At 37.5% G+C, this 18713-nt stretch carries 17 protein-coding genes and 2 pseudogenes; 4 read left to right on the top strand and 15 right to left on the bottom strand.

What is annotated here, in order from left to right; translation table 11 throughout:
• Positions 1-320: 320 nt before the first annotated feature.
• From ACW2QC_RS06890 to ACW2QC_RS06835, 12 genes are all read right to left on the bottom strand, one after another.
• Positions 321-908: a TasA family protein gene (locus ACW2QC_RS06890; RefSeq protein WP_457543234.1), complete on the bottom strand. Its 588-nt coding sequence runs from the start codon at positions 906-908 to the stop codon at positions 321-323.
• Positions 909-941: 33 nt separating this feature from the next.
• A complete protein-coding gene (sipW, locus tag ACW2QC_RS06885) occupies positions 942-1508 on the bottom strand; it encodes a signal peptidase I SipW (protein WP_457543233.1) in 567 nt (188 codons plus the stop codon).
• A gap of 7 nt (positions 1509-1515) precedes the next feature.
• A complete protein-coding gene (locus ACW2QC_RS06880; protein WP_457543232.1) occupies positions 1516-2217 on the bottom strand; it encodes a SipW-dependent-type signal peptide-containing protein in 702 nt (233 codons plus the stop codon).
• A gap of 90 nt (positions 2218-2307) precedes the next feature.
• Complete coding sequence (locus tag ACW2QC_RS06875; protein ID WP_457543231.1) at positions 2308-6264, bottom strand: S8 family serine peptidase; 3957 nt, start codon at positions 6262-6264, stop codon at positions 2308-2310.
• A gap of 299 nt (positions 6265-6563) precedes the next feature.
• Positions 6564-7478, bottom strand: a complete 915-nt coding sequence (locus ACW2QC_RS06870; protein WP_457543230.1) for a polysaccharide deacetylase family protein — start codon at positions 7476-7478, stop codon at positions 6564-6566.
• Between the two features lie 127 nt (positions 7479-7605).
• On the bottom strand, positions 7606-8493 hold the full coding sequence (locus ACW2QC_RS06865; RefSeq protein WP_457543229.1) for a DUF3298 domain-containing protein: 888 nt from the start codon (positions 8491-8493) through the stop codon (positions 7606-7608).
• Between the two features lie 30 nt (positions 8494-8523).
• Positions 8524-9012 carry an RNA polymerase sigma factor gene (locus ACW2QC_RS06860; RefSeq protein ID WP_457543228.1) on the bottom strand — a complete coding sequence of 163 codons (489 nt, stop codon included), beginning with the start codon at positions 9010-9012 and terminating at the stop codon, positions 8524-8526.
• Between the two features lie 623 nt (positions 9013-9635).
• The gene (locus ACW2QC_RS06855; protein WP_457543227.1) at positions 9636-10598 is read right to left on the bottom strand and encodes an Abi family protein; all 963 of its coding nucleotides are present in this window, start codon (positions 10596-10598) and stop codon (positions 9636-9638) included.
• 261 nt (positions 10599-10859) lie between these two features.
• Positions 10860-11477: a transposase gene (locus ACW2QC_RS06850; protein WP_457543246.1), complete on the bottom strand. Its 618-nt coding sequence runs from the start codon at positions 11475-11477 to the stop codon at positions 10860-10862.
• Positions 11478-11495: 18 nt separating this feature from the next.
• A complete protein-coding gene (locus ACW2QC_RS06845) occupies positions 11496-12122 on the bottom strand; it encodes a hypothetical protein (RefSeq protein ID WP_457543226.1) in 627 nt (208 codons plus the stop codon).
• Between the two features lie 216 nt (positions 12123-12338).
• Positions 12339-12605, bottom strand: a complete 267-nt coding sequence (locus ACW2QC_RS06840) for a hypothetical protein (RefSeq protein WP_457543225.1) — start codon at positions 12603-12605, stop codon at positions 12339-12341.
• A gap of 52 nt (positions 12606-12657) precedes the next feature.
• On the bottom strand, positions 12658-14256 hold the full coding sequence (locus ACW2QC_RS06835) for a hypothetical protein (protein WP_457543224.1): 1599 nt from the start codon (positions 14254-14256) through the stop codon (positions 12658-12660).
• 503 nt (positions 14257-14759) lie between these two features.
• Between ACW2QC_RS06835 and ACW2QC_RS06830 the strand changes: the two genes are divergently transcribed.
• From ACW2QC_RS06830 to ACW2QC_RS06815, 4 genes and pseudogenes are all read left to right on the top strand, one after another.
• Entirely contained in the window at positions 14760-14981 is a 222-nt protein-coding gene (locus ACW2QC_RS06830; protein ID WP_457543223.1) for a transposase, read from the top strand.
• Between the two features lie 60 nt (positions 14982-15041).
• A pseudogene (locus ACW2QC_RS06825) lies at positions 15042-15650 on the top strand (reverse transcriptase domain-containing protein); the annotation flags it as partial.
• 12 nt (positions 15651-15662) lie between these two features.
• Positions 15663-16085 carry a group II intron maturase-specific domain-containing protein gene (locus ACW2QC_RS06820; RefSeq protein WP_457543245.1) on the top strand — a complete coding sequence of 141 codons (423 nt, stop codon included), beginning with the start codon at positions 15663-15665 and terminating at the stop codon, positions 16083-16085.
• 202 nt (positions 16086-16287) lie between these two features.
• On the top strand, positions 16288-16698 hold the full coding sequence (locus ACW2QC_RS06815; RefSeq protein WP_457543244.1) for a transposase: 411 nt from the start codon (positions 16288-16290) through the stop codon (positions 16696-16698).
• 45 nt (positions 16699-16743) lie between these two features.
• Here ACW2QC_RS06815 and ACW2QC_RS06810 read toward each other — a convergent pair whose 3' ends face one another.
• The 3 genes and pseudogenes from ACW2QC_RS06810 to ACW2QC_RS06800 form a co-directional block, all read right to left on the bottom strand.
• Positions 16744-16983: a hypothetical protein gene (locus ACW2QC_RS06810; RefSeq protein WP_457543222.1), complete on the bottom strand. Its 240-nt coding sequence runs from the start codon at positions 16981-16983 to the stop codon at positions 16744-16746.
• 239 nt (positions 16984-17222) lie between these two features.
• A complete protein-coding gene (locus ACW2QC_RS06805) occupies positions 17223-17933 on the bottom strand; it encodes a hypothetical protein (protein ID WP_457543221.1) in 711 nt (236 codons plus the stop codon).
• A 450-nt stretch (positions 17934-18383) separates the two neighbouring features.
• A pseudogene (locus ACW2QC_RS06800) lies at positions 18384-18500 on the bottom strand (flagellin); the annotation flags it as partial.
• Between the last annotated feature and the right edge of the window lie 213 nt (positions 18501-18713).

The raw sequence follows: 18713 nt of genomic DNA, 5'->3' as shown, positions 1-18713 counted from the left end.
AAACAAAAGCACGAGCTTCATGCTTGTACAGTCATGCATTACAATAAAAATGCCCTTTCATCCAAGCGGACAAAAGGGCATGAAAAGTCGCATATATGAAAAATCAAATAGCTAACCATTCAACGTTCATTTGCACCTTTTTAGCCTCACTGGACTGAATTAAAGGGAATCTATTGTTGATTATAATAGCATAATGAGGTGGAGAGTGCAAGGGACGGGACGTGGGGACAGGTTAGCTGTCCCGGTTGAAATCCCTTATAATACGGGGTTTTTGACTGGGACAAGGGACCTGTCCCCATGTCCCGCTCCCCATGTCCCACTTACTTATCTCCGCCTGTTTTTTGTTGTGCGTTAAATGTCCATTCTAAATTAAGTGAGTCTCCTTGGAATTGATTTTGTTCTTCACCATTGTCTTTGAATTTAAACTTAACGACTAGATCGTCCGTCTCCCCTGTTTGAAGCCCTTTTTCACCAAATGTTGGGTAGAAAATGTGCTCATTTGCGGCTTCGGGTGTCATTTCTTTTAACTGATCAAGTGTTGTCTGATAAATGACTTCATCCATTTTGTCTGCATTATATAGGAATTCCACTACGATGTGTTTTCCAAAATCCTCCGTGTTGTCACCTTTCGCATCAATCACACTGTAATCGGTCTCCAAAAGTACTTTTTCTATATCCAATGAACCACTGTTTTTAAATTCAAAATCACGAATTACCGAATCTCCTGGTTTCAGTTCTCCTACATCAATTATTGTTGAAGGATCGACTGAGAGATCTAGAGTACCAGCAGCAAAAGTGTTATTGGATGTTTCGCTTGAACTGAAATATGCATATGTACCTCCAGCTATTAGTGATAATCCGAGTGTAGCTGTCAGAACGCCCATTCCAAGTTGTTTTTTTAAACCCATTTAAAATTCCCCCTTCAATTTTTACGTGCAACATTATTTCGTGTTTATTTCTTTCTTACCATGACCATATTCGAGTGTACGTAATGCTTGCCAGATCGTAATGACGGAATAACAAACTAGTAAAACACCTGGCAAAATTAAGAACAATGCTGCTCCTTCTTTTGAATTTGCCGCATTCATGACATAACCAACATAAGGGACCGTAAATCCATTATAAGTTCCAACAATATTTTCCGGGCTTACTGGTTCCATGTCAGCTCCGTCATTTGCATCGCCTTTTGTAATATATTTCTCCCCGTCCTCACTCATCCCGACAATTCTGTGTGTAACAAGAATACCTTCATCTGTTCGGAAAGTGATAACATCATTTTTGTGAAAATCGATCACATCATCAGTAGTTTTTATCGCTATTATTGATCCTGTTTTTATTTCCGGCTCCATTGAACCAGAAAGTACAGCCTTTAATTGATAACCGAATAAATTTACCTCTCCGCCCGAAGCCTTTGTTGCAATGACTAGAAATAGGGTTAGAAGCAGTACAATAAAAATGAAAGTTGTTATAACATGATTCATCACTTTAAAAATACCTTTTTTACTCATACGTTCATCACTCCGGTGCACCTGTTATTTCCAATGCTTTTGATTCATTGTTTACGTCAAAATTCTGTTTTGTCGAACGCACTTTCCTGTCTTTTCCCTTCTTTTCCCCACTGTCCAATTTTTCATCGAGACTAGATGATTCATGCTCTGGGTACGATCGGTTACTTTCCGCTGATTCAGCTGGCCTCTGCTTATCTTCAACTTCAGAGTCCGAACTTGATCCAGGTTCTTTTTCTTCATCATGGTTTTGATCATGGCTTTGAACGTGGTTTTGGTCTGGATTTTGATCCCGGTTTTGGTTCTGGCTTTGATCCGTATTTTGATCCTCGCTCTGGTCCTGGGTTTGATCTTCCTTTTGATCCTGGCTCTGATCCCGGTTTTGATCCTGACCTTCAGCGTTGTTTTCATCCTGTTTATGGCCATACTTTTCATCCGTATCATCACCATTTTCCCGGTCAATGTTATCTGAATCGGTTTGCAGATCCCCCTGGTTCCCCTTACTATCCTGCTTATTTTCCTGTTTCTTTTTTTCCACAAACGTACTTGCATTGGAAAGATTACCGCCAATTGTTTCCGTATCTGTAAAATATGCCGTTGTTGGTGATGTCGCCTGTGATACGATGAAAAATAGTAGATATAGCATGACGGTTGATTTATACAAGATACGTCTTTTAACGTGTTGATGCTTTTTTCCTTGTGTGTCTTTCAAGTGTCATACTCCTTCCAGCATCAGGGTAAATAACTCCCTACGACAGATCACCACTGCCACAGGGGTTTGTTATGAACACGATTCTGGTTTTTATTGCCACTTTTTAATCAAATTAGTTGCATGTGTTTCAAGCGTTTTGGCCGCTTTCTTATCTATCAGCTTATTGTCCTGCTGAAGCTGAAGCAGTTGTTTAAAGCCGTTCATATGTTTAACAGCCTTTTCCAGATCGCCTTTGTCTGCATAATGACCCACTGCAATTAATTGCATCTGTAACATATGTGCTGCATTTTGATGAAAAATTTGCCCATTTTCCTTGAATTGTTTAACAAGCGTCTGCATATGATCCACGCTTGATTCTTCTATTTGGTCTTCCTTCTCAATCATGATTTTCTTTTTCGTAACATGTCCGCCGAAATCAACGACTTTAAATTCGAATTCGTTTTCGCCATTTTCTAGCTCTAATTCAATGTCATCAATCGTCTTGTCAAAGCCATTCATGCCATATGGTTCCGAGATGTCATGTTTATAGACTTCACTTCCATTGACATACAACCGAATGTCGTCAAAATTGTCTGTGACTGTTGCTGCAACCTTGAGGGTATCAGCATTCGTTTTCTCATCAGCTTTCACGCTCAATTCTGGCTGTTCGGTATCGATAAAATATCTGCGACCAATTTCCGCCTCATTGCCAGCTTTGTCTACCGCTTTAATATGGTGGAAAATGTAGCCGTCCTTATCATGCTTTACTGTTAAAGAAAAGTCATATCGATCCTCTTTTTTGTTGTAAACAAGTTTTGCTTTTTCACCATCTACAGAAACTTCTTCTATGCCAGATTTATCTGTTACATATCCCGAAAATTCTACTTCTCTAGTTGTTTCTACACCAAGGAATTCTGGTGTTAACAAATGAATATCCGGCATTGTCGTGTCTGTTGCTTCTACTGCTTCTTGTTTTGTTTTATTTCCGGCATAATCAACCGCCACAACGGTCAGTGTTTGCTCCGGTTTCAATTTTTTAATTAGTTGATGCGCTGTTTCTCCGTCAACATACGGTTCATCAAGGATAGATTTGCCATCGATCCGTACATCCCAGTATGCAAGGCCGATTCCGTCTGGATTATCTTCTGCATCCACCTTGATTTTCTGAGTATCTTGATCAAATTCTACATCTACCTCTGGCGCCGATGTATCTAGTACGACTGGAATTTCGAGTGATTGCCAATCCGCATTGTCAAAGTCAATTACCGCCTCGACCTGTAAATAATATTTTCCTTCAGGTGCTTCTTTACCATCGATTTTCCCATCCCATATCCTTGATGAAGATAGGGAATACATCGGTCCTTGTCCACCATCATAGTAATTTTTTGCCACATACGATTCTGTCGTAATGGTGCGGATCTTTTCCTTATTTTTGTTCAGTACGTTAAATTTCACTTCTTTCGCATTTCTTAAGAACGATAAGACGGCGAGTGCATCATCCTGAACACCATCTCCATTTGGTGAGAAGGCAATTTTTTCGGGATCTATTTCACCTGTTTGCAAATCTTCTCCTAGGAAATCAAATTGTTCTTCGCCTGCTTCCTTTTTTCCTTCCGATGTAACGACACCAGTCATTTCGTAATAAGAATCATCATCCCACATCGGTTTGTCCATGACCGGCGCATCATCCCACTCGCCTTTAAAGCCGACATATGGTACAGAAACTTTTGGATTTATATCCGCTGGGTCTGTTAAGGTAACAAATCCTTCTAACCAGTACCCATTTTTAAAATAGTCAGTTAATTCGTGATCCACGTCACTTACATCGATTGAAACTGTAACAGTTGTTTCACCGTTTGCAGGAACTTCTATTTGATCGACCGCCTCCCCGTTAACCGTTGCGACGCCGTCAAGTTCCATTGCAGCGAATTGGTTCGGTAAAACTAATGTGTCGTCACCATTTTGGACAGGCTGATCTGTCTGGGCATTTGCTGCTACATCATATGTGACTGTTTCATCTGTTACGTTTTCTGCCGTCAGTTCAAATGTCACTTGATTATTAGTTATTTGCTTTAACGCTACTTTCGCTTCATTTGTCTTTGATTCTGTAACGATTATAGGAGTTGACAATGCAGCATGGAGTTGCATTAATCCAGCACCTTGACGACGTGGCGAGACATATTCCCCGTCTAATTCAACAGGTTTTGACGTGTTCATCATCATTTTTTTTGCCATGGTAACCCGAGCAGCATTTTCCATTCCAAATTTTTCATCCACCCGTTCCAAGACGAGTGCCCCGCCCCCAGATACATGTGGTGCGGCCATCGATGTACCACTCATCAGTCCATATTTATCATCATTCAATGTGGATAAAATTTGTCCACCTGGTGCTGTTATCTCCGGTTTAAAATCCAAATCCGGTGTAAGTCCCCATGATGTAAAGGCACTCATTTTTCCAGCATCTGGATTGTCAATCGTTGCTGATTCACCTGCAAATTTCACGGTAACTTCTTTTCCATCCCTCAGAGCTGCCGCAAGCTTGTCCCCATCATTTTTCAACATAAACAGTTGGGGAATATCAATTGCGTCATCTGTCGCCATGTTCACGATACCATCTGTATTGTTGTAAATAATTACCCCTTCAGCTCCTGCTTTCTGCGCATGAAGGGTCTTATCGGTAAAGGCAATTTCACCGCGCTGAATCAGTGCATATTTTCCTTTTACATCTTTTCCCGCAAAATCTTCCGGCGTGCCGAGTCCTGCCTCAACAACCTCGAATGATGTCTTCACATAATCCGATGGCTTGGTGTTTCCTGCTGACAGGAATGGTGCACTATCTTTTTTCCCATCAATCGTATACTCCACTGCATCTACTTCCATTTTCGTATTTTCAAAGGAAGCTACTTGCAAGGAATCTTTCGCCACGCCTGGAGAACCACTTACACCATAGTCCGGATTGGATGTTAGCGGATAATAGAAACCCTCCGCAAACATGTTTGAGTTCCCAGCAGAGATCGATACAAGTACACCATTATCAACAGCCCGTTTCACTGCTTGCTGTTCAGGGGAGTCCTCATCCACATATCCAGAAGGCGAACCGAGACTCAAGTTCAGTACATCTACACCTAGTTTAATAGAATCATCAATCGCTTTAATATAAATATCGCCATAGGTTGATCCCATTTCCGGGTCATTTCCAAAAACCTTTAATGCTAACAGTTGTGCTTCCGGGGCAATCCCCATAATACCGCCATTTTCCTCATCCCCATTTGCACCAACTATGCCCGATACATGCATCCCGTGCATTGATGCTCCAGCGGCATTATCAATTATGTCATCATTTTCATCCATATAATTATAGCCATAAGGAACCTTTTCCGTATAAAATTTCCCAGGCAATCCCTGATCTTCTATGGTTTGCTCAACAGATTTTTTGGTGTGTGCTGGCTTTGTGTCATCGGAAAGTACCATGTCACGGTGTGTCGGATCAATCCCAGTATCGATAATCCCAACCGTCATTCCTTCTCCTTTATAGCCATAGTCACGCCAAGTTTGCTGTGCCTCTACCAATTCTTTGCTGTATTTCATCTGCGGTTTTACTTGTGGTCGTTTATATTCATTAACGATATGTACCGTTTTTACATTAGGAATCTCCTTAATTCGGTCAATATTCCCTTGCTTCACCTCAGCGCTAAAACCGTTCACAACCGCTGTGAACGCTTGCAGGTACGTTGCCTCCACTTTTTTGGTTTTCATTTTGTCTTTTACTGTTTTTTGTTCCGCCTTAGCTGCTTGTTCAAGCTGATCCTTTTTCGTTTCAGTCAAACTGTGGTACGTAACACCTTTTTTTGTCGCCTTTTCAATTGGTGCTTCCTCTTCCATTTCGACTATTACACGAACTTCTTTGTTAGGATCTTTTGTTTCCTTTAACTTTTTAGAATCAGGATTGCCTTTCTTTTCCGTTTTCTGTTGAAGTGTTTTCCCCGTAATTTCAGCTGCACTTACAGAGAAGTAATTACTAAAAGCCAGCAAAACTACTAAAACAAATACCGCCATTCGTTTTGGCATATGTCTCCCCCTTGTTTTCTTATTTACTCGTCCCACGCTACCTCCTTTTGTTATTCATCTCTATGTGTCCTAATTTTCTGTTATATACAACGATAATATATGTGTGAATAAATATACTAGTGTAAATAGTCTTAAATATAGTAGAAAAATAGAATCTTATATGAGTAAAAAGTCCGTTGTTAGGGGTGGGACATGGGGGGGTTGGGACATGGGGACAGGTTTCTTGTCCCAGTCAAAAACCCCAAGTTATAAGGGATTTCAGCCGGGACAGTTAACCTGTCCCCATGTCCCACTTTCCATTAAATGGCGTAACAGCGTCCGTTACATGTGAAGGTAAGTGCTGGTACATCTTTTGTTATTTTTTTCGTTTGATAGCCTTTTTTCTGTAGATAGCTTAATAATTTTGGTAGATGGCGTATCGTCTCTGGTTGATCATGCATGAGTACAACTGGAGTTTCTCCTAGTTGCTCAACCTTCTCAATTTCTTGAATGGTCTTGTTTACAAATCGACCATCCCCTAATTCCCAATCTCTGCTGTCGACATTCCAATCCCATATATGAAACCCGTTTTGATATAGTAAATACCGCATATCCTCTGTTAAATACGGTACACTGCCATAAGGAAGTCGCACAAGTTGGGTGTGATTGCCTGTAACTTCTTCTACTATACGTTGATCTTCTGTCATCTCTTTCAATGGCGCTGTTTGGGAACTGTATATTTGTTCAACACTATGGGATATACCATGCAGCCCTAACCCTAATCCCAATTCCGCCATTCGTTTCACAACTTCCGGATTGTTTTCTATTCTAGGTCCAATCATAAAGAAAGTCGCTTGGGCGTTATAGTGTTCAAGCACATCTAGCAATTGACTTGTATGCGTCGTCGGCCCATCATCGAATGTTAAATAGATAGCCTTGCTTTTTTGGTCTTTTGTGCGTTGGTGTTCCCGTTTCTCTGCTATTTTTTCCTGATGTTTTTGCAACTTTTTTTCTATTTCTTTCTCGTGAATAGATTGATTAAGTTTGGAATCGGTAAACGTTTTTGGACCAATCGCAGACATTGATTGTTCCGCTGATTTAGATGGAATTGATTCCACTGTTTGGTCAGCTTTTTTCGCATGGTTTATTAACCCAACAAGAAAAAATAAAGATAATACCGAGAGAACCAATACCAGCATTTTTCCCCTATGATTTAAGTGTCTTCTTTTTTTCATAATAATTTCCCCCAGATGTTGTAAAAATCAATGTTGTTTTGGATAAAGAAAAATAAAATATGTACAAGAGTAATCCCCCAGACCAGGAAAAGTGGGGGATAAAGTTTATTCTTTCATTAAAACCTAGCTATTCAATATATTCATCCCCTACTAAATCATTTGAAATCTCCTCCGTTGGGATAACAAATTCTACTGCTCCCATATAACCAGGTGCAACTTCATATTCATCAAACGCAATTACCAATTTATGGTCTTTATTAATATAAAAGCTTTGATTAGCAGCTATCTGATCAAATAGAGCATCCTCTGGTAATTCTTCTATACCCGAATTGCCAACCCAATATATTTTATTCGGATCTTTTTTCATTTGATTTCTCATTTGATCTTTAATGATTTCGCTGATTGTGTCAATATACTGGTCGTTTTTAAATAAAATTGGTAAAGTCAGCACAATTTGCTTTTGCTTGTCGATCGTGTCGTATGTAACAGTCGTATAGGAAGATGCTTCTGTTTCTACGACAATTCGTTTGATTGAAAAGATAAGATCATCATCTGTCACCACTTCATAGCCAGAATCAACACCTAAATGGCCCTCACCCTTTTCTTCCATATCCTTCATCCTTTTAGAAAACGTTTCATATAATTGTTGACTTTCATCCAAATATTTTTGGTTAAGGCTATTTTCGAGGTCTTTATCTTCCAAATTATTAACCTGTGGAACCTTTATATCTGCGTCGTAATTATCTTCATTCACCTGGATCTCCATGACCGTTAATACCTCTATGATAGGTCCAACAACTGGTATTGAAGATAAACTCTTCGCGAATGTTGGGCTCGTATTTATACTTACCATAAAAATCATCACCGCGGCAGCTAAGCCAATTACCCATTTAGGATTAGGACGGAGCGGTTTTTTTCTTTTTCGTTTTATTGCTTTTTGTACCACCTTATCCAGATCTTTTGGAATCGGTGTATCCTCATACTCCTTTTTCAACTCTTCTAATTTTTTATTCACTACATCCAGCCTCCAAAGTCATATCATGATTCAGTACTTTTCATCCATTTCCACACGCAGCAGTTCAAGCGCTCTATATAATCGAGTTTTTATCGTGTTTTTATTTTCATTCAAAACTTCCGCTACTTCATCAATCTTCAGGTCCTCAAAAAACCGTAATATAATAACATTTTTAAATTTGATTGGCAGTTGATCCAACGATCGTTTTAAATCTAAATCTTGATAACTATCATTTTGACCAGAAAGATAATATTCCAATGATTCCTCATCGATCAACGACATTTTCTTCTTCCGCAAAAAATCCAAAGAAGAATGCACAACTATTTTATAAAACCAACTTTTCACGGATTGGGCATCCCTCAAAGACTCTCTTTTCAAAATTGCCTTTTCAATCGATTCTTGAACAATATCCAGTGCATCCGCAGCATTCTTTACATAACTAAACGCCAACCGATAAAAATTTTCCTGATTCTCTATGATAAATGCAATAACCTTATCCTCTGATCTGTTTTTCTTCATGAAGAGAGAGCTCCTTTAATCCAATACTACCTCCCAGGTGTCACATCTAATAGACGCATAGCCTAGAAGAAAAGTTGTATAATTGCAAAGGAAAATTCCACGGGACATGGGGACAGGTCCCTCGTCCCAGTTAAAAACCCCGTGCTTTGGGGGATTCCAACCGGGACAGTTAACCTGTCCCCATGTCCCGCTCTTTGACGTTTTGTTTAGTAGGAAGGAAGTTGGAGTTTTCCGTAATCAACGGGAGGAAGGCTTTGGAAAGGAATATATAATACTCGAACATGAAAAATTCCGTTTCTAGTAATGTGACGTTGCTGAGGTCAGTATTGCTAATGTCATTCTATTTCAGTACAAAATATTAGGCTTGTCCGTGTAATAGTTATAATTATAAGAAATCTTGCACTTTCGCTTATTATACATTTTTTCACCCACAATAAATTCGACATCTACTATTGCATTTTCAAATAAAAAATCATTAGTTAATATATTTGTTCCCAAGGCTTTGAGTGGGATGACTTTAACTCAACCAAACGCAAATCGATTTTCTAGTAAATATATAGGCTGGAGCCTAAATTAGCTCCTTCTATTAAAGAAGGAGCTATACTTATACACCATTTTATACGTCAAGGTAATAAATTTCTCCAATTCACCTGAAAGCCCATAACTTGTAAAATTTCTCGGAAACTGACAGACGAGAAATCACTTTCATATTTAGCAAAAAGATTCTCTAATTTTCTAACCAAAGCTTTATGGTCTTTTTTTGATATAACCATTTTTAAGAAGCAAACAATCGTAAAAAAGTTGCCATTATTTAAATCAGTTATAGATATGTTTAGAATTCGGGAAATATTTGAACTTTTAGATGGTTTATGTATATTAAAGTTATATAATCGCTCCTCGTGTGCACACACATTTCTAAAATGATTTACTGTTTTTAGTATTTCTTCTAACATCCCAGAAGTAAATTGAATCGACGTATTATAATCACGGTTAAAATCAATAGCTAAATCTTTTGCAATTGTATTTTGTAACTTTGGAGAGAGACATTTATAGAAGTAGTTCACATTACCCATAGTAAAATATCCAATTAAAACCCAAAGTGGAACACCATCATGTTTATCCAAATAATGCCTTATCGATGTTTTTTTCTTACCTCTTGTAGATATAATATTTGAAATCGTTGCTATTAAATTCAGGACATCTTTTAATAGTTTGGGATCGCGTGAATAATTTTTCATAACAAGGTATGCATGAGGTTCTTTATATTTTTCCGAGAAGCGATAAGATATTTTTGATTTAATATTGCTTTCAAAGATTAAGAGATATTCTAGCAATGTATTTCTAAGATCCCTGTCAAAACTAAATAATTTATAAATTTCATCAAAGGTAGCACCATTTTTGTACTTATCTGGATTCTGATACTCTCCGTTTTCATTTACTTCAAGGAAGAGATCTTTATAGCCATTAACCAAGGAGTAATAATTTTCTCTTTCTAAAATCCTCATTGCCTTAGAGCCATTTGGTATGGTAAGTCCTCTGGTACGTAAGATAGTAAGTTGTTGCCGATGGGGTTTAAATGGTTTCATTATTTTCACTCCATAAAAATAGCCCAGTCCTCGTAAGGAACATGGGCCTGATCACTTAGGATCATTATATTCTATTCCTAGATGCTAGTCAATATACATATTTTTTTAAGTTTACCGATTTTCCTCTTATAAAAAGGAATTTACAGATAGTCCTCTATAATTAATCAAGGTTTTTTCGATTTTGGCCTGACCAAGTTAATTTTCCCGTCACAAATAAACGTCCAAGAAAGCACGTTTTTTAAAGCTATTCAGTTACCCTATTCATAGATCCAATACAAGCTGTCGGAAACTTTTTGGCTTTTCTATGTATTTGAAATGCTGGATGCCTTGCCTATCCTTTTCCAGTATCGCTTTCATTCCTGCCGAAAAACGATAAAGGAACATTTTGATCTGATCCTTGTCTTTAATAGCCTTTGCTTGTTCAATGACAGTATAAAAAAATCCATTTTGCTTTTCAATTTTCAAAGTCATAAATGTAATCGTAATCGATAACAGCACAAACATCCTTTTCAACCTTGTTAAAGTGCGCATTCGATTGTCTTCTAGTTGAAATTCTTGCTTTTGAACCCGAAACATTTCTTCGATGCGCCATCTGGTAATATAAGCTTTTAAAATGGAAAGTACTTCGGCCTTTTTCTTTACCTGCTTATTTGTCAGAAGCACCATGGGTTCTTTACCGTACCCATACACGACCACCATCGTAAGTTTTTTACCCTTAAGGCAAGGGATTTCAACCGCGATATGAGAGACTTTCAAATCGTACACGGACCCTTTTATTTCGGATCGGAAATTGATTTTTCCTTTCCTTCTTACAGCTAATTGATGTACCGTTAGTTTCTTATTTTGGTATAATAAATGCCGGTTTTTCTTTAATCGTATGATAAAGTCATCCTCTTGTCACAGAACCTTTTTCATGACTTCTATATTGTCATATTCACGATCCATGACGAACGTCACTTTCCTTCCCTCCAACAGTCGATCCACATGACGGAACCCTTTATACGTTTCTTCATTCTCACTGATGAATCCTTCTTCACTAGAAGAATACAGATGAGAATAAACGGAAATTGGATGTTTTGTCTTAGGGGCGACGGCAATCATGTTCGTCGTCCAATATCCATTTCCTATATTCCCTGTAGATCCGTCTCGCACCTTGCCAAGTGCTTCCATTTTACTGGCCGTAGATTTCACAACCTCGGAATTATCAACCAGAATGAGAGGATCTTCCTCTTTCAAGTATGGTTTGATAATTGCCTCATAATTTTCCAGCAACTTGTCCTCTTCATGAAATTCATCCATGCGACTGGATAACCGTTTAATTGTTTGAATTAGGTCTATGGGTTCATCGAGGGCGCGTGCGATGTTAGACAGTAAAACGGTTTTACCTTTGACCAAACCAAATAAAATATCCATGATAAAATTTCTATTTGGTTTTTGCATCCCTTTACCTAATTTGGAAGCAAAATTAAAAATGGAACGTTTTGTGGTATAAATAGCTTGCCTAAATGTGTTATCATTTGTCATAGAAAGAGTCTCCTTTTTGTGTTTTGTTTTTGTTTTGATCAACTTAAATTTTAACACATTCAAGAGGGCTCTTTCCTTTAATTTTCAATAAATTAAGATTGATTTAGTCCAAAAATGATCAAAATAGGCATCAAAAAGTCCGGTTTATCACCGGACTTTTTCAATGCCTATTTTTTTAAATAAGTCAATCTTTATTTTTGGGTAAACTCAAATATGCTAGATAATGTAAGGGGCTAATACTTGATCCTCCAAGCGTAACTGTTTCTGTTTCTCCAGATCGTGTACTGTCTCCTTCAATTCGTTTAACCGATCATTTAGCTGCACCATTTCTTCACTAGTGACTTCATGCTCAAGCGTATATAGAGCAATTTCCTTCATTTCATGGAGTATTAAATTAATTTCATCTAGAATAAGCATTTGCTCCCTAGTCCACTGAAGTTGTTGCTCTAAGAATTTCTTTTGATTATGATTGTCCATGTTCATTTTGTCCATCCTCTTTACGGGTTTGTTTATTTATGTGTGCTTCCATAATACTTCATTCATGAACCGGAATCTCAATACATAAGCCCATTTTCGTCAGGATAGTTCCTAACTTTTGAAAATCACGTCCCCGATAGTCCACTGGCATAATTGGCACAAAAGTATAATTGCTCAAGTTATTAAAGTATTGGATTTTCCTATTTGCTCTTTCTGTATACCCCTTGTATCTGGAGCTTTCATAAAGACCAAAGTATTCGATAATAAACTTATTCTCTCCTTGATAAACAATCCAGTCAGGAATGTAGGTTTCTTTGTTTACACTATTTGTAAAACGTCTTCCTTCCCGAATAATCTTGGCTCCTTTCAAAGTCTCAAGCAGAAAATTATGAATCTCTAACTCCTCTTTAGAATCACATACTTGTCCATCTCTGCCAATAAGTAAATCAAATTCTGCAGCTTCAAATGTGTACTCTGGATATGCTTCCATGATCCACAAATAAAATTTACTTTCATAATGACGGTCGACTATACTGACAAACCTGGGTAACTTTTTAAGAAAGTACGCTCTTGTTAATCTAGGTAACTCTTTTCTCCCAATATTATTATTGGAGCAAAACGTTCTCATTGCTTCAATACGGTGTTCTTTATTTTTCCAATATTTATTCGGTACCCTTTTAAATTGCATTATATTAAATTTGCCTGGATATATTGTATTAATTAATTCCATCGGGGACCCGTTGAATTCTTGTAGCAAACCATCTAATCCATTACTCTTAAAAAATCCCTTTGTAAAATATATCGGAATTTCACTCATATGTATTTTATTCTTCAAAATTAAATCTTCAATCGTGCTTCTTACTATATTAATATTTTTCCAGTGCCCATTTGGTGTAGGAAAATCTTTAATACTAAATATTTCAGGATATAGGGAAAGAATGAATTTTGATGGTGAACCATTATGGCGTTTTAAAGCCGTACCCAATTTGTGCTTTATCAACATACCCTGCGTAACTTTCATCGGAGCATCACGCGACTCAATATTCTCTTCCAGAAGCATTTCATTAAATTTCCTCAATATAGTATTCCTATCGTTCCAATAACGTTGAGGAACACTTTTGTAATCTTGCTCCTTAAAATTACCTTGGTATATAGCATCGATTAATTTGAATGGAGAATGATTAAATTGTTTTAATGGTGCAGAAAAACCCTTCCTGACAAGCCAATCATATGTAACCACCTTTGGAATATCAGATGTTTTAATACCTTCTCTATCCAGACACTGCTCTAAACGAATCTTGATATTTTCAAGGTTATCCCAATGCCCTTTTGGCACCCTTGTAAAATCAAATTCTGTATATTTTCCCGGATATACGAAGTTAATTAATTTACGGATTGACTTAAAACGATTTAAGGCTCCCCACAAATTGTACGTTGCAATAACACTTCTTGTGATTTTTGGGATTTGCTTACTTTCCAGCTTAAGAATTATTTCTAGTACATATCGAACTAGAATGACAACATTTTTGCCTTCTCCCCAAGTGCCTCTAGGTAGCACCTTTTTCTTTCCGGATAAAACTTGTCTATATGTAGTTACTATTTTTTGCTTTTTTAATTGATCATGAGACATGGTATTGTAACGTTCAAAATCGCCCATTAATATCGCCCCTCTTGATTATACCACACAATAGGAACAATTGTTCTAGTAAAATAAAAATTATTCTTATATTTTCTCAAAACTCTGATGGGAACAGGAACATTAGTAAACACAGAAATGACTTAATCAAAAACTATCTATCAGACTTGAATCGTGCTGAGGGAACTATTGATGTATTTCGCAATTGAAATTTGAGCCATTTCGCAACTAATTTTGAGCCACCTAAAATTAGAGGTATTCACAAACTTAGATAAAATATTTTATTACTGCGTAGGATTGACATGGAGCCTCTACGGGCATGACTTCTTTGCGAAAGCGTGCGGATGGGAAGGATTCCGCACCCCCATCAGGGTATCATGCCCGCCTCTCCATATAAATCCAATTGAGTTATGAGGAAAATAAAATTCACAAACTTATGGTGGCTCAATTTCAAGTTGTCATGTGGCTCAAATTTCAATTGCTATATACAATTGAAAAATTAGAAGAGCAAATTAATGAACTAATTGAACGAAATAGGTTATCCACTTAAAACGATTCCGGGCGTCAATATAATTTTAGCTGCAACACTCAATTTCCATATTGGTGATATTAATCGGTTTTCTAAAATTTTCCAGATAGCAAAAATTGCTAGGATTTCAACCGTTGAAAATAGCTCGGGAGAATCGAAGCAATATACAGATAAACTTGGGGACGGAGAGTTAAATAGGAGTTGGAGGACAATCTAAGGAGTGCTTCAACAGAAGTTAAAAGACAAGATATATCGACCCAAACCTCTGAGAAGAAAGATGATCGAAAAAGAGAACGGGAAAATACGTCCATTAGGGATCCCCACGGTTGAAGACCGCATAGTGCAGGCGGCTATACGAAACATCCTAGAACCTATATTCGAGGAAGACTTTCTACCAAGTAGTTATGGATTTCGACCGAATATAAGTGCTCATATGGCACTAGATAAGGTAACAGAACATCTACGTAACGGATATGAATACGTCATTGATGCTGACCTACAATCCTACTTTGATACAATCCCGCACGATAAGCTGGAAGGACAAATACGTAAACGAGTGGTGGACGGGTCCGTTATTCGGTTGATCAACCAATTTTTGAAGGCAGGTGTAATGGAAGGGTAGTTATACGAAGACACGCCTCAAGGTGGTGTCTTAAGTCCACTCTTATCAAATATCTATTTACACCAGCTTGATCAATTAATGACAAAACGAGGACACCACATTGTCCGATTCGCTGATGATTTTATCATACTGTGTAAAAGTCAAAAAGGCGCAGACCGTGTGATGAAGAGTGTAACGAAGTATTTGGAAATGGATTTGGGACTAACCGTACATCCAACAAAAACTAGAGTGGTACATGCAAGGTATGAACCATTTACATTTTTAGGATATGAGTTTATTGGGGATATACGCAGGATAGACCCAAAGAAGGAAGCGAAATTCAAGAAACGAATTAAAGAAATTACGAGACGTAATCAAACGGTAGAAATCCAAACCCTTATTGTGGAAAAATTGAACCCATATATTAGAGGTTGGGCAAACTATTTCCGACATGGAAATGTGAAGACCAAGTTCAAGGCATGGGATAAATGGATTAGAAGAAGGTTACGAATGATACAACTGAGAAGCTGGCGATACGTGAAAAACCTTCACCGAGAATTAAGGAAAAAGGGATGGAAAGAAGAAAACTTGCGAGGTATTCGCATGTTTGCATGGAGAAGTTCATTAAGCCCCATGGTGCATGCAGCCTTGGATAATGAGTTCTTCGCCAAAGCAAATCTCGTAAGTTTAACATCTGTTTATGATGAACTTTATCTCTAGAAGGGATACCATCGGGAGGGGCCGCATGCGAAGATCCGCACGTGTGGTTCTGTGAGAGGCATAGTCAGTAATGGCTATGCCTACTCGATTATACTAAACTAAAACGGTTCACAAGATAAAGCGAGCTACAATCCAATATTAATCTGAGATTTATCAAGCTAACTTTTTATTAACTTAGAATTTAAATACTGACCGGTTAACGATAACAGGGTATCCACTTAAAGGTATTCCGGGTGTTGATACAGTGTTAGCTGCCACTTTCGTTGCTAATATTGGTGATATTAATCGTTTCTCGAAAAGTAGTAAATTAGCTAGAATTTCTGGTATTGCCCCACTTGAAAATAGTTCAGGTGAAAGTACTAACCAGTATGCTAATAAACTTGGGAATAGGGAATTAAATAAAGCATTTTATTCACTAGCTTTAACCCAAATTAGAAAAGAAATCAATCCTATTATGTATGAATACTATCAGAAGAAAATCAAAGAAGGGCGAAAGAAGAAACAAGCAATGGTGTATGTGGAGCGGAGGTTAGTGAATATTGTCTTTAGTATTATGAAGAAGAAAGAGCCTTATGTACAGCCTGAACCAAAAATTGAAGAAAAAAGTGCATGAAATCCAGCGCTAGGACATCATTTCCTAGAGTTTGGCTTCACATTTCTAATGGACAACAGGATGCAACTGTTTTTCAAGAGAGTGGACTTCTTGTTTCAATTTATTCAGTTGATCATTCAACACTTCAATTTCTATCGATGTAAGCTCATATTGAAGTGAGTATTCCGCTATTCTTTTCATTTCATGAAGCCTTATCTCTATTGCTTCTAGGATACGGTCTTGCTGCTTACACCATTGGAGTTGCTCTTCAAGAAAATTTTTGTGATTTTGTTTATCCTTATCCATATAATTCCTTTCAAGTTATCATCAAATTATCTAATACTGTTTAATATTGTTTTAACTATGAATTTCATCGATCCAGCACTCAAACTTTAACTCTTTAAAGCAGTTGGGGGAGGCACCAAAATTTGGCTATCTTCCTTTGATTTGGGATCTACCCAAGGGACACACAATGCTTTTCTTTTTATTAATGAAACGCACGAACCGTCCCCGTGTTTCCATTGTTAGCATTAGAGGCAACTGACTTATTTTTTCATTTCGTACTTTACACTTGATACATTATCAATATTTCCTAAGTTATATATAATGTCAGTTATATCACCCAATTCTAAAGTAAGTGAGTCTCCTTCAACGGGGTGACGTGTAATAATCCTATATTCCTTTTGTGATTTAAAAAATTCTCTCTTGTAGAAAAAAGCATTTGTAATATCTTCCTCATATATTTCATGTTTTAGTGGAAAACCAGAATATTCATTAAAGTATTTTACATAACCATGCAATGAAGCAATATCTTTATCAGATAACCTTTGTGAAACTCTTGAAAAAAAGGCTTCTTCATCAGTTATTAATATTGGCACCCTATTTGGAAACTCTCCTTTTAGTTCTTCAATCAACTTTTCCTTTAATTTTATCGTGTTCTCACTTTCATCTATCATAAAATCCTCATAAGTAAATCCTGTAAAACAAGTTAATTGGAACTGTCTTGCTGCTTCATATCTTTCAGTAAAATAAGCTCTTTCAACATTTAATTTAATTCTTTTCCCGTTAGGTAACTTTAAGTAAATATCCTCTCTCGATGGATTAAAGGATCTAAACATAGCTCCCTCGTACTTATCCCCAATTCCCTTTTCTCCTTGTTCATTTTCAAGGTCAATAAAATAACCCGTATTCTTAAAAAATAATTTCCCCTTCATAAAATCTTTCACATGTTCAGGTCTAAAAAACTTTATAAGCATATTATCACTCCAACATAAAAAAATAAATAATAGAAAGAAACTCTAGCAAAACTAGAGTCCTTTCCAAATAATCTAAAATTAACGAAGAAGTTGTAATACTCCTTGTGGTTGTTGGTTGGCTTGCTTTGCCACTATGTCTTTCGATCATAGAATAGACTATATCTTCACCCACCATTATGTGTGGGGCTAGGCACTTCGAACAGTTTATGCTGTCCTACGAGATTCATGGTCATAGCTTTTGCCTTAGACCGTGTTCTCTAGTCGTTGGACCTTCTCCAGAGTTTCCTCACAGGAGCTTGGCTGCTGATTATCCATTGCTTTATCTTCATCATTTTCAGACCTTCACGCATACCGTTTCCAATTACGTTGTGGTTGATGAAGCTTTAGGAAGTTCCAGCAATTCACCTAGTTATCCTCTAGCTCGTTACCAAGCTAGACGCCCTTTCAACATTACCGTAAGAGTTGTAAAACACCCTGTGGTAATTGCTGAGATTGAGCCAACATTGCTTGTGCTGCTTGACTAAGAATTGAGTTCTTAGTTTGGTTCATCATTTCTTTCGCCATCGTGCGAACATTTACTTTCATAAATGACCAGACTATATCTTCACCCTCTAGTGATCTAGTAGGGGTCGGGAACTTCGGATTCACAATGCTGATGTACATTGTTTCACCTATGGATTTCATCACCATAGTTTTCGCCTTAGATGGTTTATCCTAGTCGTTGAACCTTCTCCAGAATTTCCTCACAGGAGCTTGGCTGCTGATTGCCCAATCTTTTCT

It is taken from the genome of Virgibacillus sp. FSP13 (assembly GCF_054048505.1).
This window is presented reverse-complemented; position numbering and strand designations above follow the sequence as displayed.